This is a genomic window from Arthrobacter sp. SAFR-179 (genome assembly GCF_059414945.1).
In genome coordinates this window covers 1-23004 of record NZ_JBPFDM010000015.1, presented here as the reverse complement: position 1 = coordinate 23004, position 23004 = coordinate 1, and the positions used below count along the sequence as shown (strand labels likewise).

Here is a 23004-nt window from a genome sequence, read left to right as displayed (position 1 = left end):
GCAAGAGCATAAAGTGGAGCTGTGGATCCTATGCTCATTGGTCTGGTAGCCGGCCTCATCGGCCTGGCGCTTGGCACGTTCGGCGTGCTCGCCTACCGGGTCAGCGAGAAGCAGCGCGAACTGTTGGACATCGACGCCGGGGAGCTGGCGCTGCCGGCCGGCGCAGCGGAGGTGCTCGCCGTCGTCGGACGTGCCTTCGTGGTGCTGGACGACGTGGACGGCGTGGTCCGTGCCAGCCCCGCCGCATACGCATACGGCCTGGTCCGCGGGCACACCGTGGTGCACAAGGAACTCCTAGACATGACCGCCGGAGTCCGGCGGGACGGCGTCATCCTGGAAAAGCAGCTCGAACTCCCACGCGGCCCGCTGGGCAAGGGAACCATTATCGTCCAGGTCCGCGCGGCCATGCTGGGTGAGGAATACATCCTGCTCCTTGCCGATGACCGGACGGAAATCACCCGCACCGAAGAGATCCGCAACGACTTCGTCGCCAACGTGTCGCATGAACTGAAAACCCCCGTGGGTGCCATCTCCCTGCTGGCAGAGGCGCTGGAATCCTCCGCCGACGATGAAGAAGCGGTCCGCCGCTTCGCCAAGCGCATGCACAAGGAATCTGCCCGCCTCGCTGCACTGGTCCAGGACATCATCGAACTTTCCCGCCTTCAGGGCGCCAGCGTCACCCAGGAGGGCGGTCCGGTGGACATCAACGCCGTCATCGCCGAGGCAGTGGACCGGTCGCAGCTTCCCGCGGAGAGCAAGAACATCAGCATCGTGGTGGGCGGCCGCGCCGACGGCAAGGTCTTCGGCGACCAGGACCTGCTGGTGACGGCGCTGCGGAACCTCATCGACAACGCCATCCGCTATTCGCCGGCCAACACACGGGTGGGGATCGGTGTCCGTTCGCGCGAAGGCCTGGTCTCCATTTCGGTGACGGACCAGGGGGACGGACTGAGCCCCGAGGACCAGGAACGCGTTTTTGAACGCTTCTACCGCGTGGACGCAGCCCGGTCCCGCCAGACCGGGGGCACCGGCCTGGGCCTGAGCATCGTGAAGCACGTGGCATCGAACCACGGCGGCGAAGTGACCCTGTGGTCCCAGCCCGGGCAGGGGTCCACCTTCACCCTCCGTCTGCCCGAGATGGAAGGCCAGGACGACGAGGCAGGGCCGGCCGCAACGGAAGCACCGGGATTGATGCCGGAGAAGCCAAGTCTCACCCAAGTACCCCGCGCCGCCGGCGCAACAGAACGAGGAGCCAGCGCTTGAGCAGGATTTTGATTGTCGAGGATGAGGAGTCGTTCAGCGACCCCTTGTCCTATTTGCTGGGCAAAGAAGGGTTCGAGGTTGAGGTGGTGGACAACGGCCTCGACGCCATCACCGAATTCGACCGCAACGGCGCCGACCTGGTGCTGCTTGACCTGCAGCTGCCCGGGCTCTCCGGCACCGAGGTGTGCCGCCAGCTCCGACAGCGCTCCAGCGTTCCCGTCATCATGCTGACGGCCAAGGACTCGGAGATCGACAAAGTGGTGGGCCTGGAGCTCGGTGCGGACGACTACGTCACCAAGCCCTACTCCTCCCGTGAACTGGTGGCCCGTGTCAGGGCCGTGCTGCGCCGCCAGGGCGAGCCGGAGGAACTAATCTCCTCAACGGTCCAGGCGGGCCCGGTCCGCATGGACATCGAGCGGCACGTGGTCAGCGTGAGCGGCGAGCAGGTCCTGCTTCCCCTGAAGGAGTTCGAGCTCCTGGAGATGCTCCTGCGCAATTCGGGCAGGGTGCTGACCCGCGGCCAGCTGATCGACCGCGTGTGGGGTTCCGACTATGTGGGCGACACCAAGACCCTGGACGTCCATGTGAAACGGCTTCGCGGCAAGATCGAACCGGACCCCTCCGCGCCGCGCTACCTGGTGACCGTCCGCGGCCTCGGGTACAAATTCGAACCGTAGGCCGGTTCCCGGACAACCTCGGAAGACATAACAAAAGGGAGGCGCCTGGACGGCCCTCCCTTTTGTTACGCCTGCTTCCTGCAGCGACCCGCTGTTCGCTTAGCGGCTCGTGGCCGTTGCCGTGGCGCTCGGAGTGGCACTGGCCGATGATTCGGCGCCGGCGGAAGCGCTGGAGCTGGCTGAGGAACCGGCGCTGGCGGAGGAATCCGCGCTGGGGCTCGCCGACGAGGATGTCGCCGAGGGGCTCGGGGTAGGCACGTAGTCCTTGTATTCCGCCAGGGTGGCGTCCAGTACGGGAACCTTCACCGTGTTGCTGACGTTGGTGCCGTTCTCGCTGATCTTGACGTCCACCAGGGAACCGGGCTTGCCGCCGGTGGTGCTCAGGATGGCCTCGTCGGAGTCCTCATTCAGGAGGGTGTACGAGTTGGCCTTCACCGGTACCTCGGTCTGTGAACCCTTGGCGCCGTTGACCGTGAGCTTCACGTCCTTGGAGGAGGAGTTGTAGACGGCGCCGATGAGGCGGCCGGGCTTGTCCTCGCCCGTGGAAACAATCAGGATGTTCCGCAGCTGGAGGGGACCGAGGTCTGCGCGGATGCCGTCCGAGGCGGAGTACTGGTGGCTGGTCTGCTGGGGTGTGATGTAACCGCAGCCTGCGGTCAGCAGGCTGGCGCCAAGGGCGGCAGCCGTCAGTGCCAGTTTGCCGCGCTGGGCCCGGTTCATCGCAGTGGAACGCACGTCACGTACTCCTCGAGAAATTTGAAGTCTTTTTCAGCCATAGCCTATCCGCAATGAGGGGCAAACGAGGATTCGGCGGTGTCACATCTGCCGTGGGAGCGCTCACGTGATGCACTAATCTTGCCATCCGTCAAGGGGGCGGAGGGGGTTGATTGGGCCGATTTTCCGCGTATTTTCGCGGTTGGAGGCCCTTTCTCCGGCCGGTCATATGCCTGAATCGTGATAAACTGGTCTGCGGGAAAGGGGAAATGTCCACATGGTATTTGAGGTCGGCGAGACAGTAGTTTACCCTCACCACGGTGCTGCGAAAATTGAAGAAATCAAGATGCGCACCATCAAGGGCGAAGAGAAGATGTATCTCAAGCTCAAGGTGGCTCAGGGTGATCTGACCATTGAAGTTCCAGCAGAGAACGTTGACCTTGTTGGGGTCCGGGACGTAGTGGGCAAGGAAGGCCTGGAGCACGTGTTTGATGTGCTCCGCGCCGAGTTCACCGAAGAGCCCACCAACTGGTCACGCAGGTACAAGGCAAATCTGGAGAAGCTTGCTTCCGGTGACGTCATCAAGGTGGCAGAGGTTGTTCGCGACCTGTGGCGCCGGGATCACGACCGGGGCCTTTCCGCAGGCGAGAAGCGAATGCTGGCCAAAGCCCGTCAGATTCTGATTTCAGAACTGGCGCTGGCTGAGAAGACCGACGAGGAGAAGGCTGCAAGCGTTCTCGACGAGGTCCTGGCTTCCTAAGAATTTAGCCCCGGCGGCACGCAAGTGCCGCCGGGGCTTCTTTTTTTGGGTCCGTCCGGTGGTGTCCAAGCCACCTGACCGAAGTGGCGGCGTCGTAGGCTTGTCCGCATGAGTGATTCATCCACGCGCCTGGTCACCGCCGTCATCCTTGTGGCCGCCGGTTCCGGGCAGCGTCTTGGCTACGGAATGCCCAAGGCGGCGGTGCCGCTCGGCGGCGAGCCCATCCTGATGCATGCACTCCGGGGAATCGTCGCGTCAGGAGTGGCCAGCCAGGTGTGCGTGGCCCTGCCTGCCGGGGACCAGGACCTGCGCCAGTTGTGTGACGGTTTCCGTGGCGAACTTGCCGACGGCGGCCCGCTCCTGACGATTGTCGACGGCGGATCCACCCGGGCTGATTCCGTCCGGGCCGGGATCGCGGCACTGATGGACGGCATCGAGGCGGTCCTGGTCCATGATGCCGCCCGGGCCCTGACGCCCGAATCCGTCTTCCACCGCGTATCTGATGCCCTTGCCGCCGGTGCTGCCGCCGTCATTCCCGCAGTTCCGGTAGTGGATACGGTCAAAACCGTGGCCGCCACCACCGGTGGGGACAGTGCCTTTGCGCCGGAGGTTGTCACGGGGACGGCCCGCCGTGAGGAGCTGAGGGCGGTGCAGACGCCACAGGGTTTCACGATCGGAACCCTGTTGCAGGCGCACCAAGCCGCACAAGCGCTGGACCAGCAGCAGTCCGCGGCCGTCACCGACGACGCCATGCTGGTGGAGATGCTCGGCACCGCCGTCCATGCCGTCCGCGGCTCAACGCAGTCCCTCAAGATCACCACACCCCTTGACCTGATCTTCGCCGAAGGACTCCTGGAAGGCCCGCTCGGAGCCCGGTGGGTGGAAGGATGAGCGTGGACATGGTCCTGCCGCGCACCGGAGTGGGAATCGACGTCCATGCCTACGCGCCGGAAGACTCGCCCCGCCCGCTCTGGCTGGGCGGACTCCTGTGGCCCGGCGAACGCGGCCTGGCCGGGCACTCCGACGGCGACGCCGTGGCCCATGCTGCCGCGGACGCCCTGTTCTCTGCCGCCGGAATCGGAGACCTTGGCACGCATTTCGGCACCGACCGCCCCGAGTTCGCCGGCGCGTCCGGCGCCACACTCCTTGCGGAGGCTGCACGGATCGTGCGGGCGGCGGGTTTCGAGATCGGCAATGTTGCGGTGCAGTTCGTAGCCAACCGGCCCAAGTTCGGGCCGCGGCGGGAAGAGTCCCAGAAGGTCCTCAGCGAAGCCGCCGGCGCCCACGTGGGTGTCACGGCCACCACCAGCGACGGCCTGGGATTCACCGGACGCGGAGAGGGTATTTCCGCGGTGGCCACCGCACTGGTGTACCCGCAGCAGCCCCAACCCATCAGCTAGTCTGGAGCGGTGACCCTGCGCTTCTATGACACCGCCTCCGCCGAAGTCCGGAACTTCGTCCCCATCGTCGACGGCAAGGTCAGCCTCTACTACTGCGGCGCCACCGTCCAGGGCATGCCGCACGTGGGCCACATCCGCTCCGCCATCGCCTTCGACCAGCTCACCCGCTGGCTTGAGTACCGCGGCATGCGCGTCACGGTGGTCCGCAACGTCACGGACATCGACGACAAGATCCTTGCCAAATCCGAGGCATCCTTTGCGCCGGACTTCAGCCCCGAGGCGGGCGAAGTGCCACGCGAGGAATGGTGGGCGCTGGCCTACCGCTACGAGCAGGAGTTCCTGAAGGCCTACGACACCCTGGGCGTCTCGCGTCCCACCTACGAACCCCGGGCCACCGGGCACATTCCCGAGATGCATGCCCTGATCCAGCAGCTCATCGAGCGCGGCCACGCCTACCCCGCCCTGGACGATTCGGGGGACGTGTATTTCGACGTCCGTTCGTGGGACAAGTACGGAGCCCTGACCCGGCAGAACATCGATGACATGCAGGCAGCGCCCGACGCCGATCCCCGCGGCAAGAAGGACCCCCGCGACTTTGCGCTGTGGAAGGGTTCCAAAGAAGGCGAGCCGGCCACCGCCAGCTGGGCGTCCCCCTGGGGTGCCGGACGGCCCGGCTGGCACCTTGAGTGCTCGGCCATGGTCACCAAGTACCTGGGCACCGCGTTCGATATCCACGGCGGCGGCCTGGACCTGCGCTTTCCGCACCACGAAAACGAGATGGCGCAGTCACAGGCGGCGGGCCACCCGTTCGCCAACTTCTGGATGCACAACGGCATGGTGACCTACCAGGGCGAAAAGATGTCCAAGTCCATCGGCAACACCATCAGCCCGGCTGAAATGCTGGAACTGGCGTCGCCCCGGGTGGTGCGCTACTACCTGGGCCAGGCGCATTACCGCTCCGTCCTGGACTACCGGCCCACCTCCCTGCAGGAGGCCGCCGCCGCCGTCGAACGCATTGACGGGTTCCTTGCCAAGGCCGGTGCCCGCTTCGGCGGCGACGTGGGAGCCATGGAGGGCAACCACGGCCCCTCTTCCCCGGCCGTCGACGCATTTTGCGAAGCCATGGATGACGACCTCAACGTACCGCGCGCCCTGGCCGCACTCCACGACACAGTCCGCGCGGGCAACACAGCCCTTGCCGAAGGCGACGACGACGCTGCCCGGGACGCGATGCACGCCGTCGTCCTGATGACCGGCGTCCTGGGGCTGAACGCCGTCGAAGGTTCCGCCGCGGCGACAACCCGTGAGGCCGAAGCCTTGGGCGTACTGGTCGAGGCGCAGTTGGCTGCCCGCGCTGCTGCCCGGGCTGAGAAGGACTGGGCTGCGTCCGACGCCATCCGGGACACGCTCAACCAGGCCGGCGTCGTGGTGGAGGACGGCCCCGACGGCGCCACCTGGAGCCTCAAACGGGATTGATCCGCCGGCCCGCCTGAACTCCGCCACTGGCCGGGGCCTGCCGATTTTTCTTCGGTCAGTAGACTGGTATGCAGACTCAGTCAACACAATCAAGGGTGGAACATCATGGCCAACAATGGTCGCCGATCGGTTAAAGCGAAGAAGGGCCCAACCATCGGAACCGGTGGCCATGGCCGCAAGGCCCTGGAGGGCAAGGGTCCCACGCCCAAGGCCGAAGACCGTCCGTACCACAAGGCGCACAAGGCCAAGCAGCTTTCCGAGCGGTCCGCCGCCAAACGCGGAACGGGTGCCCGCAGCGCGGGCGCGGCGAAGTCCGGGCCCAAGGGCCGTGCCACCGAGGAAGTGGTGACCGGGCGCAACTCGGTGGTTGAAGCGCTCCGCGCCGGCATCCCCGCCAAAGCCCTGCACGTTGCCATCCGCATCGAGATGGACGACCGCGTCAAGGAATCCCTGAAGCTCGCCGCCGAACGTGGCATCCCGCTGATGGAGACGGGCAAGCCCGAACTTGACCGGATGACGGATGATGCCGTCCACCAGGGCCTGGTGCTGCAGATCCCGCCCTACGAGTACCAGGACGCCTACGAACTGGCCGAGGAAACCGTCGAAAAGTGGAAGAAGGGGCACATCAAGAATGCGCCGCTCTTCGTTGCACTGGACGGCATCACGGACCCCCGGAACCTGGGCGCCATCATCCGCTCCGTCTCCGCCTTCAGCGGCCACGGCGTCATTGTGCCTGAGCGCCGCTCCGTAGGCGTCACCGCAGCGGCCTGGAAAACCAGCGCCGGCGCTGCCGTCCGCGTGCCGGTGGCCCGCGCCGCCAACCTGAACAACGCCCTGAAGCAGTTCAAGAACATGGGCATCTTCGTGCTGGGGCTCGACGGCGACGGCGACGTCTCGCTGCCTGACCTCACCCTGGCCACCGAACCCGTCTGCATCGTGGTGGGCTCCGAGGGCAAGGGCCTGAGCCGCCTGGTCCGCGAGAACTGCGACCAGATCGTGTCCATCCCCATCGATTCCGCCATGGAGTCACTCAACGCTTCAATGGCCGTGGGTATCTCGCTGTACGAGGTCTCCCGGCAGCGCGCAGCAGGGTAAGCACTCCAGGCCCGGTCATTGCCGGGCTGGTTACCCGGCGCCGCAGCGGCGAACGGGCAGGTCAGGTGCCGCTGGCGGCTACTATTTAGGTGATGGTCATGCCGCTCTTCGACACTGCTTCCGCCATGGACGCCTCCTCGGCCGTTCCCCTTGGTGTCAGCGTTCCGCGCGCTGATTCCGGCGGTACCCGGCACCACGCCGGCGCGCGCGCCAACGTCGCCTGCCTCGCTCCAGGGGTATCCAGCCTGGACATCGTTTATTGCCCTCCCGGAGGCCGGTGGCGGGTCCAGACCCTGGCCAACGTGACGCGGGGCGTCCACCACGGCATCGTCGAGGACCTGCCGTACGGTTCCCGCTACGGCTTCCGTCCAACCACGGACGCCCATTCCCTGCCCGCCAAGCCTGCTCCGGGCAACGCCAACGCTTCCGGCAGGCAGCCCCTCCTCCTGGACCCGTATGGCCGGGGGGTGGACCAGCGCGACGGCTTCCTCACCAGCGTACGAACCGCTACCGACTTCGACTGGGGGACGGACGAACGCCTGCACCTTCCCTGGCGGAACACCATCGTGTACGAAGCGCATGTCCGCGGCCAGAGCATGCTCCACCCCGACGTTCCGGAAGAACTCAGGGGCACCTACGCAGGCCTGGCCCACCCCGCCGTGGTGGAGCACCTGACCAGCCTGGGCATCACCTCGGTCCAGCTCCTGCCCGTGCACTTCCACATCGATGAGCCGCACCTGCAGGATCTCGGCCTGATCAACTACTGGGGGTACAACACCGCCGCGTTCTTCGCCCTGCACCCTGGTTATGCCACCAGGGCGGCACGGGAGGAAGGTCCGCAGGCTGTCCAGGACGAATTCAAGGCCATGGTCAAGGCACTCCACGCCGCCGGGCTGGAGGTCATCCTGGACGTCGTGTACAACCACACAGCCGAAGGCGGGCCCGACGGTCCGGTCCTGAGCTTCCGCGGACTGGGGGAGGACACGTACTACCGGGTGGACGGCCACGGCAAATACATCGACACCACCGGCTGCGGCAATTCACTCAATTTCGCGGACCCGCGCGTGGTCCAGCTGGTGACCGATTCCCTGCGGTACTGGGTGGACGAGTTCCACATCGACGGCTTCCGGTTCGACCTCGCCGTCACGCTGTGCAGGGACGCCGCAAATGAGTTCGACCCCGAACATCCCTTCCTCACCGCCGTCGCCGCCGACCCCGTCCTGTCCGAGGTCAAACTGATCGCTGAGCCGTGGGACATTGGCTACGGAGGCTGGCAGACCGGGCGGTTCCCGCCGGGGTGGGTGGACTGGAACGACCACTTCCGCGACGCCGTCCGTACCTTCTGGCTGGCAGACCGTGCAGCCATCGATGCCGGCGGCCACGGCGGGACCATGGCCAAGCTTGCAGATGCTCTCTCGGGTTCCGCCAGCCTCTTCCAGGCGTCCGGACGCTCGCGGCTGGCATCGGTCAACTTCGTCACTGCCCACGACGGCTTCACCATGAACGACCTTGTGTCCTACGACCGAAAGCACAACGAGGCCAACGGCGAAGAGAACAGGGACGGGCACGGGGACAACCGCAGTTACAACCATGGCGTGGAGGGTCCCACCGAGAACGGCGTGATCCTGGAAAAGCGGGCGCAGTCGCGGCGGAACCTCATGGCGTCATTGATGGTTTCGCTGGGTGTTCCCATGATCACCGCCGGCGATGAGCTGGCCAGGACGCAGCAGGGGAACAACAACGCCTACTGCCAGGACAACGCCCTTACCTGGCTTGACTGGACCATGACGCCGGAGGCGCACGAGATGCTGCGGAGCACCAAACGGTACATCCGCCTGCGCAAGGAGTTCCTGGCCGCCCAGCCGCATGATTTCCCGGTCCGGGACGAACAGTCCTACCTGTACTGGTTCGACCAGCATGGCCAGCCCATGTCCGCCGACCGCTGGAACGATCCGCAGCACCGCGTCATGCAGCTCCTGCTCGGCGACGACGGCGGCGACCTGGCCGGCCTGGTGGTGGTCAACGGCAGCGCGTCGGACGTATTGGTTACCCTGCCGGACGCGGGGAGGAAAGCTCCAAGCCTGTTCGAGCTTCGGCTGACCACCTCGCCGCGCCACAAGCAGCGGCAAGGCATCCAGGTGGCTTCGGGGGAAACCGACCTTGCCGAGGCCAACTCCATCAGCATCTACCGCACCTAGGTCCCCATGCGCAACCGCTCCCTCCTTCCCTTGCTCCTGGCCGCCCTGGTGGTGCTGGCCTTGGTGGCGTTCGGCGGCGCCGGGCTGCTGGGCCAGCAAGCGGAACGCCCGACGCCGGAAACGGCTTCCAGCTCCACCTCCACGCCGGGCGGGGCGGCCACGTCCGCGGCGGCGAAGCAGCAGTCTCCGCCACAGCGGAGCGCCAACCCCTCGAGCCTGCCGGAGATCCGGGAGTCGGCCCTCCCCGCGGAAGGCCGCCGGGTGCTGGGGCTGATCCGGGCGGGCGGCCCTTTCCGGTACAGCCAGGACGACCAGGTGTTCGGCAACTTTGAGCGGGTCCTGCCCGTCCGGGACCGCGGCTACTACCGCGAGTACACCGTTCCCACCCCTGGGGAAACGGACCGGGGCGCACGCCGCATCGTGGCCGGCGACGCCGGGGAGAAGTATTACACCAGTGACCACTACGCAACGTTCAAGTACATAGCGGAAGGCAACTAGCACAACCATGAAGATCTTCTCCGGCGACACCTGGACACTGGAAGAACTGCAGGAACAGGTGGCCGACGCCGGCCGGCGCAGCGTGGTGGTCCCTCCGGCGGACAGCAAACGCGCCGTCCTGGAGACCTTCGGGGAGGTCCTGGACTTTCCAGAACACTACGGCGTGAACCTGGACGCGCTGAACGATTCGCTCCACGACTTTGCCGACAGCATCACCGACAACGGCAACCCGCCCGTCACGGTCCTCTGGCAGGTGGCGGCCCTGTTCCGCAGCGACAGGTCGTTCGGCATCATCTGCGAAATCCTGCAGGACGCCGAACGGTACGCGGGCAAGGACCTTGCCGTCACCGCCGTGCTGCTCTGAGCCGTGCTGCTCTGAGCCTGGCTGGCTGCCCTAACGCCGTCCCCGGCTTCCGCGCCTAGCCCTCGCGGCGTTCCTCGTGCGAGACGTAGGTGTCCAGCAGCGCCGAGGCCCGGCCGCCGTCGTCCTCCGCCGCCAGTCCCTTGCGCATGCTCTCCGCCTTCTGGCGCCCCACCGGGAACGGCGGAAGCAACGGGATTTCGGGGTCGGTCAGGACCTCGATCACCACAGGGCAGTCCGCTGCAAACGCCTGGTCCCAGGCGTCAGCGATCCCATCCGGGTCCTCCACCCGGATGCCCTTCAGTCCCAGCAGGTCCGCGTAGGCGGCGAAGGGAAAATCGGGCAGTTCCTGGCTTGCGGCAAAGCGTGGCTCGCCCTCCGACTCACGCTGCTCCCACGTGACCTCGGTGAGCTCCCGGTTGTTGAAGACGCACACCACGAACCTCGGATCCTGCCAGTCGCGCCAGCGGTGCGCCACCGTGACCAGTTCGGCCGTGCCCAGCATCTGCATGGCGCCGTCTCCGGCCAGGGCCACCAACGGGCGGTCCGGATGCGCCAGCTTGGCGGCGAGCCCGTACGGGATGGCGCAGCCCATGCTGGCCAGCGTCCCGGACAGATGCGCCGGGACGCCCCGGGGCAGCATCAGTTGCCGGGCATACCAGTAAACGCAGCTTCCGACGTCGACACTCAGCTGGGCGTTCTCCGGCAGCCTGCCGTTGAGCTCCCGGACCACGCGTTCGGGATTGACAGGGCTGGCGGCCACTGCGGCCCGGTCTGCCGAGAGGATACGCCAGCGGCTGACTTCCTCCTCCACCGCTGAACGCCACGGGGTGCGTGCACGGTGTTCCAGACGTTGGTTCAAGGCTTCCAGGGCAGACGCGGCGTCTCCCGCCAGCCCAACCTCCACGGGGTACCGGTTGCCGATCTTCTTCTCATCGATGTCGATCTGCACGGCCCGGGCGGCCCCGGGTGGCGGGTAGAACTCTGTCCAGGGGTCGTTGGAACCCACGATGAGGAGCGCGTCGCAGTTGCCCAGCAGGTAGGCACTCGCTGTGGTGCCCAGGTGGCCCATGGTTCCCACCGCAAAGGGCAGGTCCTCATCCACGTAGGGCTTGCCCAGCAGGCTGGTGGCGATTCCGGCCCCTAGCTTTTCCGCCACGGCCACCACTTCCCCGGCGGCATGCCTGGCGCCCTGGCCCACCAGGAGGGCCACCCGCTCCGCAGAATTCAGGAGGGCGGCTGCGGCGGCCAGATCCTCCTCCCGCGGGGTCTTTGCTGCAGCACTCCAGGACGGGGCAGTGACGACGATCCCGTGCTGCTGTTCCAGCTCGGGGGCAGGAGCTGACTGGACGTCGTGCGGAATGATGACCACGCAGGGGGAGGAGGTGGCCTTCGCCGTCCGGAAAGCACGGTCCAGGACCATGGGCAGCTGCTCCGGCGCGCTGACCTGCTGTACGAACTGCGACGCGACGTCCTTGAACAACGCCATGAGGTCGATTTCCTGCATGTAGGCAGAACCCAGAACCGTGCGGCTCTGCTGTCCCACGACGGCCACCACCGGCACGCCGTCCAGCTTTGCGTCGTACAGGCCGTTGAGCAGGTGGACGGCGCCGGGGCCCTGGGTGGAGGTCACCACCCCCACGCCGCCGGTGTACTTGGCGTGGCCCACGGCCATGAAGGCCGCCGACTCCTCGTGCCGGGCCTGGACGAATTCCACCTGGCCGTCGGTCCGTCGCAGGGCACCCATAAACCCGTTGATGCCGTCCCCGCTGTAGCCGAAGACCCGGCCAACACCCCATGTGGTGAGGCGCTCCACGATGACATCGGCCACTGTACGTTCGGTCATTGAGCCCTCCTGCGTTGGGTTGGTTCCGTGCCTGCCAGGAGCCTTACCCATCCGGCCAGGGGGCTAAGCGTTGACGATCAGTCCCAGTTCCGCTTTCGAGGCCAGGGCTTCATGCCGGGGGAGTACGCGGACCGTGTATCCGAACGGTCCCGAGCGGTCGATGACCAGCGAACCGCTGAACAGGTGCCGTCCGCTGCCCAGGTCCTCTTTCACCTGCAGCTCCATCATGGTGATGTCCGCAAGGGCGTCGTTTTCCTCCGCCCGGCCGTAGGCCACCTCCACGGAGACGTCGTCGGGGGTCAGCGCGTTCAGGGCCACGTAGGCGTTGACCTGGAGGGTATCGCCGATCTGCGGATCCTCTGATACGCCCACCGAGTCCACGTGTTCCACGTGCACCTGGGGCCAGGCGCCGCGGACCTTGGCGGACCAGGATGCCAGGGCACGGGCCTGAACGTACGAGTTGGCCGTGGCGCTGCGGCCGGCTTCCGCGGCGGGGCGGTACAGGATGTTCACGTAGTCACGGAGCATGCGTTCCGCGGACACGGCCGGGCCCAGGTGGGACAGGGTGTGCTTGATCATGGACACCCAGTGCGTGGGGACCGTCTCGCTCCTGGTGGTCGAGGGACCCGCAGCTCCTGCCCCTTCGGACACCGTGCTCCCGTAAAAGCGCGGGGCCACCTGTGTTTCCAGCAGTTCGTACAGCGCTGCGGCCTCGATGTCGTCGCGTTCCTCGGGGGAGGCGTCGTTGTTGGCCGTGGGGATCGCCCAGCCGTTCTCGCCGTCGTACATCTCGTCCCACCAGCCGTCCAGGACGGACAGGTTCAGGGATCCGTTCAGCGCCGCCTTCATGCCGGACGTCCCGCAGGCCTCCAACGGCCGCAGCGGGTTGTTCAGCCAGACGTCGCAGCCGGGGAACAGGGTCCTGGCCATGGCGATGTCGTAGTTGGGCAGGAACGCGATGCGGTGCCGCACCTCGGGATCGTCCGTGAAGCGCACCAGGTCCTGGATCATTTTCTTCCCGGCGTCATCGGCGGGGTGGGACTTTCCGGCGATGACCAGCTGGATGGGGTGCTCCTTGTGCAGGAGCAGTGCCTTGAGCCGCGCCGGCTCGCGCAGCATCAGCGTGAGCCGCTTGTACGTGGGCACCCGGCGGGCAAATCCGATGGTCAGCACATCCGGGTCCAGGACGTTGTCCGTCCAGCCCAGTTCGGCGTCGGCCGCGCCGCGCTTCTTCCAGGCGGCGCGCAGCCTGCGGCGGACGTCCTCCACCAGGGCGGCCCGCATCTCCCGGCGCAAAGCCCACACGTCGGCGTCGCTGACGTTGTAGGCCAGGTCCCATTTGCCCAGCGCTTCGGCCTCACTGCCGAACTGGTCGCGGGCCAGCTTGGAAATGCGGCTGTCCACCCAGGTGGGCACGTGCACGCCGTTGGTCACGGAGGTAATGGGCACCTCGGAGTGGTCGAAGCCCGGCCAGAGGGCGGAGAACATGCCGCGGGACACTTCACCGTGGAGCTTGGCCACGCCATTGGCGCGCTGGGCCAGGCGCAGGCCCATCACCGCCATGTTGAAGACTGCCGGGTTGCCGTCCGCGTAGTTTTCGCGGCCCAGCTCCAGGATCCGGTCTACCGGGACCGCGGGCGCCAGCCCTGCCTGGAAGAAGTGGCTGATCTGGTTGATTTCGAACCTGTCGATGCCGGCCGGGACGGGGGTGTGCGTGGTGAAGACCGTGGAGGCGCGCCCTGCGGCCAGCGCTTCATCGAACGTCAGCGCCTGTTCCCCGGACATCAGTTCCTGGATTCGTTCGATCCCAAGGAACCCCGCGTGCCCTTCGTTGGTGTGGAACACCTCGGGTGCGGCGCAGCCCGTCAACTTCTGGAAGGCGCGCAGGGCCTTGACCCCGCCCATGCCCAGCAGCAGCTCCTGCTGCAGCCGGTGGTCGCCGCCGCCGCCGTACAGCCGGTCCGTGATGCTGCGGGCGGCGTCGTCGTTGCCCGGCACGTTGGAGTCCAGCAGGAGCAAGGGAACGCGTCCGACGTCGGCACGCCAGATGTGTGCCAGCAGGCGCCTTCCGTTGGGGAGGGGGAGGGAGATCTGCAGGGCTTTGCCGTTGCCGTCAGGGGAGGGCTCGCGGAGCAGCGTCAGCGGAAGCCCGTCCGGATCCAGGACGGGGTAGGTCTCCTGCTGCCAGGCATCGCGGGACAGTGACTGCTTGAAATAGCCGGCCTGGTAGAGCAGGCCCACACCGATCAGGGGAACGCCCAGGTCCGAAGCAGCCTTCAGGTGGTCACCGGCCAGGATGCCCAGGCCGCCCGAATACTGCGGCAGGACCTCGGTGATGCCGAACTCGGGGGAGAAATAGGCAATGGAAGCCGGCGCCTCCGGGCCCAGGCCCTGGTACCAGCGCGGCTCCTCAAGGTACCGGTCAAGGTCCTCCTCGGCGGCGTGCACCCGTTCCACAACCGACTGGTCCGCGGCGAGCTGCTGGAATTCCTCGCGGCTGACCATCCCCAGGAAGCCCACGGGGTCCTGCCCGCTTTCCTCCCACAGCCGCGGGTTCAGCCCGGCGAAAAGTTCCCGTGTGGGACGGTGCCAGGACCACCGCAAATTGCTGGCCAGCCGGGCCAGTGGCCTGATGGGCTCGGGGAGGACTGTACGGACCGTAAACCTGCGGATTGCCTTCACCTGCGTCACACTAACCGACAACATGCGCGGCTGGAACCAGCTTTCGGTTTCTTTTGGGTAAATGACAGGGGCATGGAGAAATTACGCCACGGCACAAGGAATTTAGTGAGCACGCTTAGCAATCCTGGCCATTTCTCGCTAACGTCGAGCCTGTGACGACTAACTCAGGAACCAGTGCCGCATCCACCAAAATGCCCCAGGGCCGCATCACCGAGGGCCTGCGGTTCGGGCGTTTTCCCATCACCGCCGTGCAGCCTGTCGTCGAGGGCGGCAAGTTTCCGGCCAAAGCCCTGCCCGGCGAGTCCATCGTGGTGGGCGCCACCGCCTTCCGGGAAGGGCACGACCAGCTCGGCGTCAGCGCCGTACTCTTGGATCCCTCCGGTGCGGAGCGCCAGCGCGTGCGGCTCGCGCCGCCCCGCGGGGAACGCGGGATGGGAACCGACCGCTGGGAAGGCGTGCTCACGCCGTCGGAACCCGGGAACTGGTCCTTTGTGATCGAAGCCTGGCATGACCGCTACGGCACCTGGCACCACAACGCTGACGTGAAGATCGACGCCGGGATCGACGTCGAACTCATGCTCGCCGAAGGTGCCAAACTGCTGGGCGAAGCGTCCGCCGAAGACTTCCGGGACGACGTTGACCGGGCCGCCCTGCGGCACGCTTCCGGCGTCCTGGCCGACCAGTCCCGCAGCACCGAGGAACGGCTGGGCGCCGGGTTCAGCCAGGAAATCGCAGACATCGTGGCACGCCAGCCCATCCGGGAACTGGTGACGGTTTCGGAGAAGTATCCGCTGCTGGTGGAGCGGGACAGGGCCGGCCGCGGCGCCTGGTACGAGTTCTTTCCCCGCTCCGAAGGCGCGGTCAAGGACCACAACACAGGGGAATGGACCTCCGGAAACTTCCGGACCGCGGCACAGCGGCTCGATGCGGTGGCCGCCATGGGGTTCGACGTCCTGTACATGCCGCCCATCCATCCCATCGGCGTCCAGCACCGCAAGGGACCGAACAACACCCTGGTTGCCGGCCCCAACGATCCCGGCTCACCCTGGGCGATTGGAGCCAAGGAGGGCGGCCACGACGCCATCCATCCCGACCTTGGTTCCTTCGAGGACTTCGACGCCTTTGTGGCGCGGGCCAACGAGCTGGGCCTGGAAGTTGCCCTGGACCTTGCGCTTCAGGCGGCCCCCGACCACCCCTGGGTGCAGTCCCACCCGGAATGGTTCACTACGCGGGTGGACGGCAGCATCGCCTATGCCGAAAACCCGCCAAAGAAGTACCAGGACATATATCCGCTCAATTTCGATAATGACCCGGAAGGGCTTTCCCAGGAAATTCTGCGGATTGTCCTCTTGTGGGTCAGCCACGGCGTAAAGATTTTCCGGGTGGATAACCCGCACACCAAACCGGTGTGGTTCTGGGAATGGCTAATTGCCGAAGTGAATAAAACAGCGCCCGGCGTGGTGTTCCTCGCCGAAGCGTTCACCCGTCCCGCCATGATGCACGCGCTGGGCCGCGCCGGCTTCCAGCAGTCCTACACCTACTTCACCTGGCGCAACACGAAGAAGGAGATCGAGGCGTACTTCGACGAAGTCAGCCACGAATCCCCGGCGTTCTTCCGCCCCAACTTCTTCGTCAACACCCCGGACATCCTTACGGAGTACCTGCAGTACGGCGGGCCGGCGGCGTTCCGGATCCGGGCTGTCCTTGCCTCCACCGGAAGCCCGCTCTGGGGCGTTTACGCAGGGTACGAACTGTACGAGCACGTCGCCCGGCCCGGCGCCGAGGAGTACATCGACAACGAGAAGTTCGAGTACAAGGCCCGCGACTGGGACGCCGCCGCGGAATCCGGGCGCTCGCTGGCGCCGTACATCACCCGGCTCAACCACATCCGGCGTGACCACCCTGCGCTGCTGGACCTGCAGAACCTGACGGTCCACCAAAGCACGGACGAGTCCACGGTGGTCTACTCCAAGCACAAGACCCTTCCTGACGGGTCCAAGGACACCATCATCGTGGTGGTCAACGTGGACCCCCATGTCACCAAGGAATGCAGTGTGGTCCTGGACCTTGCAGCCCTGGAGCTGGACCCGCAGGACCGCACCCCGGGCGGCGGCTTCTACGTGGACGACCTGATCTCCGGCCAAAGCTGGGAGTGGGGCGAGTACAACTACGTGCGGCTTGATCCGCACGTGGAACCGGCCCACATCCTGAGCGTGAGGAGAATGCATTCGTGAATTTCAATCCGCAAAGTTCCGGCCACTTCACCCCAAAGAGCACGTTCGAGCTAAATGCGCCTGGCCTCCAGCATGACCCGCTGTGGTATCGCAAGGCCGTGTTCTATGAAGTACTTGTCAGGGCCTTTGCGGATGCCAACGGCGATGGGTCCGGGGATTTCTCCGGACTCATCGACCGGCTGGACTACCTGCAGTGGCTGGGCGTGGACTGCCTGTGGCTGCCCCCGTTTTTCCAGTCACCGCTGCGCGACGGCGGCTACGACATCTCCGACTACAACTCGGTCCTCGACGAATTCGGCACGATCAGCGATTTCAAGCGGCTCGTGGCCGAAGCCCACGCCCGCGGCGTCCGGGTCATCATCGACCTGCCGTTGAACCACACTTCGGACCAGCACCCGTGGTTCCAGGAGTCCCGCAAGGATCCTGACGGTCCATTCGGGGACTTCTACGTCTGGAGCGACACGGACGAAAAGTACCAGGACGCGCGCATCATCTTCGTGGACACCGAGGAATCCAACTGGACGTTCGATCCCATCCGGCGCCAGTTCTTCTGGCACCGTTTCTTCAGCCACCAGCCGGACCTGAACTTCGAAAACCCCAAGGTAATCGAGGCGCTCTTCGATGTGGTCCGCTTCTGGCTGGACCAGGGCATTGACGGGTTCCGCGCGGACGCCATCCCGTACCTCTACGAGGAGGAAGGGACCAACTGCGAGAACCTTCCGGCAACCCACGAGTTCCTCCGACGGCTCCGCACCATGGTGGACGAAAGCTACCCCGGACGCGTCGTCATCGCTGAGGCCAACCAGCCGCCCAACGAAGTGGTGGAGTACTTCGGCACCGAGGATGAACCCGAATGCCACATGGCGTTCCACTTCCCCATCATGCCCCGCCTCTATTACGCGTTGCGGGACCAGAAGGCCGCGCCCATCATCGAAACCATGCGGGACACCCCGGACATCCCGGAGGGCGCACAGTGGGGCACGTTCCTCCGCAACCACGACGAGCTGACCCTGGAAATGGTCACTGCGGACGAGCGCGCCGCCATGCTGGGCTGGTACGCCCCCGATCCGAGAATGCGCGCCAATATCGGCATCCGGCGCAGGCTGGCGCCGCTGCTGGACAACTCGCGGGCTGAGATCGAGTTGATCAACGCCCTGCTGCTGTCCCTGCCGGGCAGCCCGTTCCTGTACTACGGGGACGAGATCGGCATGGGGGACAACATCTGGCTCGAGGACCGCGACGCCGTCCGTACCCCCATGCAGTGGAACCCGGACCGGAACGCGGGCTTCTCCCACGCGGACCCCGGCAAGCTGTACCTGCCGCCCATCCAGTCGCTGGTCTACAACTACAGCATGGCCAACGTCGAAGCCGAGGCCGCCCATTCCGGGTCCCTGCTCCGCTGGACCCGGCAGATCCTCAGCGTCCGCAAGAACCACCCAGCCTTTGGTTTGGGCGAATTCAAGCACGTCGAGGCAGACCACGACGCCGTCCTGGCCTACCTTCGCGTACTGCCGGACAGCAACCCTGCCGGCGTCAACGGCGAAACCATCTTGTGCGCCTTCAACCTCTCCCAGCACCCCGTCGCTGCCACATTGCGCGTCCCCGAATACGCCGGGCGCGGGTTGCGTGACGTCTTTGGCGGACAGATCTTCCCCGGCATCGGCGATGACGGCACCCTCACACTGACCATCGGAAGCCACGATTTTTTCTGGCTCCGGATGCGTTCGGCGGGGTCCAGTCCGTCGTCGCCCTACACCCAGGCCATGCCCATCCTGTCGATAGAGAACTGAGATGAACCAGCCAATCCTCACTCCTGCCCTTACCGCGCTGCTCAAGGAATGGCTGCCGCAGCAGCGGTGGTTCCCCGTCAAAACCCCGGACTTCACCATCTCCCAGGCCGGCAGCCTGGGCCTGGAGGACGCCAGCGGGCACGCCGCGCTGGCCGTGTTCCTCCTCAACGTCACCACTGAGGGGCCCGACGGCGGCCCCCGCACCGCCGTGGTCCAGGTCCCCTTGAGCTTCAGGCCCGCACCTGCCGGCGGCATGGAACGCGCGCTGATAGGCGAAGCCGCCGGAATGGATCCCACCCGCCCCTGGGTCTACGACGCAGTGCACGACCCCGACTTCGTGGGCGCCTGGCTCGACCTCATCCGGGAAGAGTCAAAGGCCACGAACGGCACTGCCACCGGATTCCGCGTGGAAGGGACCCACCGCCTGCCCACGGCCAAGGGCGTGGTGAAGGTGCTCTCAGGCGAGCAGTCCAACAGTTCCGTCATCGTGGACGACGGCGAATCGGCCGCCATGGTGAAATTCTTCCGGGTCCTGTCGGACGGGACCAACCCGGAAATCGAGGTCGGCGCTGCCCTGACCAAGGCCGGAACCGCGGAAGTCCCCGCAACGCTCGGCTGGGTCCGCGGCGAATGGCTCGGGAAGCCCGGCGACGCCGGAGACGGCACCCGTTACGTCCAGGGTGAGCTTGCCGTCGCCCACGAATTCCTCGCCGGCGGCCGTGACGCCTGGCGGTTGGCGGTGGACGCCGCCCGCTCCGGCACCGACTTCACGGCAGAAGCCCGCGCCCTGGGAGCAGCCACCGCCACTGTGCACAAACGCCTGGCGGAGGCACTGGGGCAATCAGCCGAGCCGGAACCCGGCAAGGCTCCCGGACCTGCTGTTGCCCAGCGTGTCCGGACTGCCTGGGCAGAAGCCCATGCCGCCGTCGGACCTTACGACGACGCCCTGGACACCCTGCTGGCCGACGTCGACAAGGTTCCGGCCGGGCCCCTGCAGCGGATCCACGGCGACCTGCACCTGGGCCAGATCCTCCTTGTGACCGGGCAGTCCGGCGACGAGTCCCGCTGGGCCATCCTGGATTTCGAGGGGGAGCCCCTGCGTCCCATCGCCGAGCGGAACGTCCCGGACGTACCCCTCCGCGACGTGGTGGGAATGCTCCGGTCCTTCGACTACGCCGCCGGAGCAGCACAGCGCGAGCAGGAAGGTGCCCAGGTCCCCGACAGCTGGGTTGATGATTGTTCGGACGCCTTCCTTGCCGGCTACGCAGGGGTCATTCCCGGCACGGTGGACCGGTCCTCGCCCCTGTTTGTGGCATTGTGGCTGGACAAGGCGCTGTACGAAGTTGTTTATGAAATGCGTAACAGGCCCGACTGGCTGGCGATTCCAGTAAACGCCTCCAGGCGGCTCCTAAGCGGTAACGGCGCCGGTGATCACGCCGGCGCAGCATCGGAAGGTAACGAAATGACAGGCTCAGCACGAACTGACCGCCCGGGAGTGCCGCTGCACGTGGATGAAGGCACCCTGGGCAGGATCGCGAACGGTGAACACCACGCCCCACACTCCGTCCTGGGCGCGCACCTGGACGACTACGGGCACGTCACCATCCGTACCGTGAAGCATCTGGCCGAAGCAATCACGGTGGTCACCCAGGCCGGTGAAGTGCCCATGCAGCACGAGGCCCACGGCGTATGGGTAGCAGTCCTGGAACCGCTGGAGCACGGCCACGTGCCCGACTACCGGCTCTCCGTCACTTACCCGGGCAAGGACCCGGTGACCGTTGATGAGCCGTACCGCTACCTGCCCACCGTAGGCGAAGTGGACCTGCACCTCATCGGCGAAGGCCGGCACGAGAAGCTGTGGCAGGTGCTCGGTGCCCACGTCCGGCACTACAAGTCATCGCTTGGGGACGTCAACGGCGTATCCTTTGCCGTCTGGGCGCCCAACGCACAGGCTGTCCGCGTCAAGGGCGATTTCAACGCCTGGGACGGACGGGAAAACTCCATGCGGTCACTGGGTTCCTCCGGTGTCTGGGAAGTGTTCATCCCCGGCGTCCCGGCAGGCGCCTGCTACAAGTACGAGATCCTGACACGCGGCGGCTACTGGGTTGAAAAGGCCGACCCGCTGGCGTTCGGCACGGAAGTTCCCCCGTTGACGGCGTCCAGGGTGGTGGAACCCTCCTACGCCTTCAAGGACGACGAGTGGATGGAAGCGCGGGCCAAGCGCGACCCGCACAACTCGGCCATGAGCGTCTACGAGGTACACCTCGGATCCTGGCGCCTGGGCCTTGGCTACCGTGAACTGGCCAAGGAACTGGTGGACTACGTCAAGTGGCTCGGGTTCACGCACGTGGAATTCATGCCGGTTGCGGAGCACCCGTTCGGCGGTTCCTGGGGTTACCAGGTCACGTCCTACTTCGCGCCGACGTCCCGGTTCGGGCATCCTGACGAGTTCCGCTACCTGGTGGACGCCCTCCACCAGGCGGGAATCGGCGTGCTGCTGGACTGGGTTCCCGCGCACTTCCCCAAGGATTCCTGGGCGCTGGCCCAGTTCGACGGCGAGCCCCTCTACGAGCACTCGGATCCGAACCTTGGCGAGCACCCTGACTGGGGCACCCTGATCTTCGACTTTGGCCGCACCGAGGTCCGGAACTTCCTGGTGGCCAACGCCCTCTACTGGCTGGAGGAGTTCCACATTGACGGCCTGCGCGTGGACGCCGTGGCCTCCATGCTCTACCTCGACTATTCGCGGCAGGAAGGCCAGTGGCAGCCCAACCGGTTCGGCGGCCGGGAGAACCTCGAGGCCATTTCCTTCCTGCAGGAAGTCAATGCCACCGTCTACAAGACGCACCCAGGCGCCGTCATGATTGCGGAAGAGTCCACGGCTTTCCCGGGCGTCACCGCTCCCACCAGCCACGGTGGCCTGGGTTTCGGCCTGAAGTGGAACATGGGCTGGATGCACGACTCTCTGAAGTACATTTCGGAGGACCCGTACAACCGCAAGTGGCACCACGGAACGGTCACGTTCTCCCTGGTCTACGCCTTCACCGAGAACTTCCTGCTGCCGATCAGCCACGACGAGGTTGTCCACGGTAAGGGCTCCATGCTCCGCAAGATGCCCGGTGACCGGTGGCAGCAGCTGGCCAACCTCCGTGCCTTCTTCGCCTACCAGTGGGCACATCCGGGCAAGCAGCTCATCTTCATGGGAACGGAGTTTGGCCAGGAAGCCGAATGGTCCGAGCAGCACGGACTGGACTGGTGGCTTGCGGACATCCCCGCCCACCGCGGACTGCAGCTCCTGACCAAGGACCTGAACGAGCTCTACGCTGCGACGCCTGCCCTCTACACACAGGACAACGTTCCTGCCGGGTTCCAGTGGATCAACGGGGGAGACGCCGACCGCAACGTCCTGTCCTTCATCCGGCGGGACACCGAAGGCAATCCGATTGTCTGCGCCATCAACTTCTCCGGTGCCCCGCACGTCGGCTACACCCTGGGAGTTCCCGTGGCTGGCACGTGGACCGAGGTCCTGAACACGGACCACACCACCTATGGCGGCTCGGGTGTGCTGAACAGTGGAGAGCTGAAGGCAACGAACGAAGGGCAGGATGGCCAGCCGGCCACATTGAGTGTCACGCTGCCCCCGCTTGGAGCGTCTTACTTCAAACCCGGAACATCATCCGCCGGCTAAGCCAGCCCGCTGGCTGCCTAGGTAGGGACTGAGAACGAAGGGCCCGGAATCCGCGTGATTCCGGGCCCTTCGGGTGTTCGGGGGAGGCCTTCCGACGGCGGACTGGCGATCCCGAATGAGTGGTGGTAGAGTTTATTTCCGCGCTGCTCCACGGAGTCAGACGGAAAACCGAACCCCCTAAAGCTTACGCTGAGGATGGTCGCGGACGCCGGTTTGACACGCAGGAGGTCAGCGGGTAAGTTTGGAAAGTTGCTCCGGAGCGATCCTGAACGGAATGTTTGGGTGGTGCCGGGTGTGTCTGTTGTTTGAGAACTCAATAGTG

Annotated in this window: 16 protein-coding genes; 13 read left to right on the top strand and 3 right to left on the bottom strand. The window is 65.9% G+C overall.

The features are described 5' to 3' along the window. The first annotated feature begins 30 nt into the window (after nt 1-30). On the top strand, nt 31-1263 hold the full coding sequence (locus ACR65K_RS19050; protein ID WP_056330253.1) for a sensor histidine kinase: 1233 nt from the start codon (nt 31-33) through the stop codon (nt 1261-1263). After that, complete coding sequence (locus ACR65K_RS19045) at nt 1260-1940, top strand: response regulator (protein ID WP_440154538.1); 681 nt, start codon at nt 1260-1262, stop codon at nt 1938-1940. Before ACR65K_RS19050 ends, ACR65K_RS19045 begins: the two co-directional genes overlap by 4 nt. A gap of 99 nt (nt 1941-2039) precedes the next feature. Here ACR65K_RS19045 and ACR65K_RS19040 read toward each other — a convergent pair whose 3' ends face one another. Next, nucleotides 2040-2660: a hypothetical protein gene (locus tag ACR65K_RS19040; RefSeq protein ID WP_440154606.1), complete on the bottom strand. Its 621-nt coding sequence runs from the start codon at nt 2658-2660 to the stop codon at nt 2040-2042. A gap of 271 nt (nt 2661-2931) precedes the next feature. Here ACR65K_RS19040 and ACR65K_RS19035 point away from each other — a divergent pair, with 271 nt between their 5' ends. From ACR65K_RS19035 to ACR65K_RS19000, 8 genes are all read left to right on the top strand, one after another. Next, nucleotides 2932-3414: a CarD family transcriptional regulator gene (locus tag ACR65K_RS19035; RefSeq protein ID WP_011690592.1), complete on the top strand. Its 483-nt coding sequence runs from the start codon at nt 2932-2934 to the stop codon at nt 3412-3414. Between the two features lie 108 nt (nt 3415-3522). After that, nucleotides 3523-4305, top strand: a complete 783-nt coding sequence (gene ispD, locus ACR65K_RS19030; protein WP_056330261.1) for a 2-C-methyl-D-erythritol 4-phosphate cytidylyltransferase — start codon at nt 3523-3525, stop codon at nt 4303-4305. 8 nt (nt 4306-4313) lie between these two features. Beyond that, nucleotides 4314-4814 (top strand): 2-C-methyl-D-erythritol 2,4-cyclodiphosphate synthase, encoded by a 501-nt coding sequence (gene ispF / locus ACR65K_RS19025; RefSeq protein WP_200946125.1) that lies wholly within the window; start codon nt 4314-4316, stop codon nt 4812-4814. Nucleotides 4815-4823: 9 nt separating this feature from the next. Next, nucleotides 4824-6290: a cysteine--tRNA ligase gene (gene cysS, locus ACR65K_RS19020; protein WP_056330267.1), complete on the top strand. Its 1467-nt coding sequence runs from the start codon at nt 4824-4826 to the stop codon at nt 6288-6290. Between the two features lie 105 nt (nt 6291-6395). Continuing rightward, entirely contained in the window at nt 6396-7385 is a 990-nt protein-coding gene (gene rlmB / locus ACR65K_RS19015) for a 23S rRNA (guanosine(2251)-2'-O)-methyltransferase RlmB (protein WP_440154537.1), read from the top strand. Between the two features lie 92 nt (nt 7386-7477). Then, the gene (glgX, locus tag ACR65K_RS19010; protein WP_440154536.1) at nt 7478-9583 is read left to right on the top strand and encodes a glycogen debranching protein GlgX; all 2106 of its coding nucleotides are present in this window, start codon (nt 7478-7480) and stop codon (nt 9581-9583) included. Nucleotides 9584-9589: 6 nt separating this feature from the next. Next, nucleotides 9590-10081, top strand: coding sequence for a guanyl-specific ribonuclease (locus ACR65K_RS19005; protein ID WP_056330274.1), 492 nt, complete (start codon nt 9590-9592; stop codon nt 10079-10081). 7 nt (nt 10082-10088) lie between these two features. Further along, the gene (locus ACR65K_RS19000; protein ID WP_056330277.1) at nt 10089-10445 is read left to right on the top strand and encodes a barstar family protein; all 357 of its coding nucleotides are present in this window, start codon (nt 10089-10091) and stop codon (nt 10443-10445) included. Between the two features lie 55 nt (nt 10446-10500). Here ACR65K_RS19000 and ACR65K_RS18995 read toward each other — a convergent pair whose 3' ends face one another. Next, complete coding sequence (locus ACR65K_RS18995) at nt 10501-12288, bottom strand: thiamine pyrophosphate-requiring protein (protein ID WP_440154535.1); 1788 nt, start codon at nt 12286-12288, stop codon at nt 10501-10503. 63 nt (nt 12289-12351) lie between these two features. Further along, nucleotides 12352-14970, bottom strand: coding sequence for an alpha-glucan family phosphorylase (glgP, locus tag ACR65K_RS18990; RefSeq protein WP_440154534.1), 2619 nt, complete (start codon nt 14968-14970; stop codon nt 12352-12354). 191 nt (nt 14971-15161) lie between these two features. Between glgP and ACR65K_RS18985 the strand changes: the two genes are divergently transcribed. From ACR65K_RS18985 to ACR65K_RS18975, 3 genes are read left to right on the top strand one after another with little or no spacing between them, the layout of a single operon-like run. Beyond that, nucleotides 15162-17204, top strand: a complete 2043-nt coding sequence (locus ACR65K_RS18985; RefSeq protein WP_440154605.1) for an alpha-1,4-glucan--maltose-1-phosphate maltosyltransferase — start codon at nt 15162-15164, stop codon at nt 17202-17204. Then, complete coding sequence (gene treS, locus ACR65K_RS18980; protein ID WP_440154533.1) at nt 17201-18994, top strand: maltose alpha-D-glucosyltransferase; 1794 nt, start codon at nt 17201-17203, stop codon at nt 18992-18994. Before ACR65K_RS18985 ends, treS begins: the two co-directional genes overlap by 4 nt. Nucleotide 18995: 1 nt before the next feature. After that, nucleotides 18996-22682: a 1,4-alpha-glucan branching enzyme gene (locus ACR65K_RS18975; protein ID WP_440154532.1), complete on the top strand. Its 3687-nt coding sequence runs from the start codon at nt 18996-18998 to the stop codon at nt 22680-22682. Nucleotides 22683-23004 lie beyond the last annotated feature (322 nt).

Coding starts and splice junctions, on each gene's coding strand:
- ACR65K_RS18975 (WP_440154532.1), top strand. CDS start 18,996: ATGAACCAGCCAATCCTCACTCCTGCCCTTACCGCGCTGCTCAAGGAA.
- ACR65K_RS19040 (WP_440154606.1), bottom strand. CDS start 2,660: ATGAACCGGGCCCAGCGCGGCAAACTGGCACTGACGGCTGCCGCCCTT.
- rlmB (WP_440154537.1), top strand. CDS start 6,396: ATGGCCAACAATGGTCGCCGATCGGTTAAAGCGAAGAAGGGCCCAACC.
- ACR65K_RS19005 (WP_056330274.1), top strand. CDS start 9,590: ATGCGCAACCGCTCCCTCCTTCCCTTGCTCCTGGCCGCCCTGGTGGTG.
- ACR65K_RS19050 (WP_056330253.1), top strand. CDS start 31: ATGCTCATTGGTCTGGTAGCCGGCCTCATCGGCCTGGCGCTTGGCACG.
- ispF (WP_200946125.1), top strand. CDS start 4,314: ATGGTCCTGCCGCGCACCGGAGTGGGAATCGACGTCCATGCCTACGCG.
- ispD (WP_056330261.1), top strand. CDS start 3,523: ATGAGTGATTCATCCACGCGCCTGGTCACCGCCGTCATCCTTGTGGCC.
- ACR65K_RS19000 (WP_056330277.1), top strand. CDS start 10,089: ATGAAGATCTTCTCCGGCGACACCTGGACACTGGAAGAACTGCAGGAA.
- ACR65K_RS18985 (WP_440154605.1), top strand. CDS start 15,162: ATGCCCCAGGGCCGCATCACCGAGGGCCTGCGGTTCGGGCGTTTTCCC.
- ACR65K_RS18995 (WP_440154535.1), bottom strand. CDS start 12,288: ATGACCGAACGTACAGTGGCCGATGTCATCGTGGAGCGCCTCACCACA.
- ACR65K_RS19035 (WP_011690592.1), top strand. CDS start 2,932: ATGGTATTTGAGGTCGGCGAGACAGTAGTTTACCCTCACCACGGTGCT.
- glgX (WP_440154536.1), top strand. CDS start 7,478: ATGGTCATGCCGCTCTTCGACACTGCTTCCGCCATGGACGCCTCCTCG.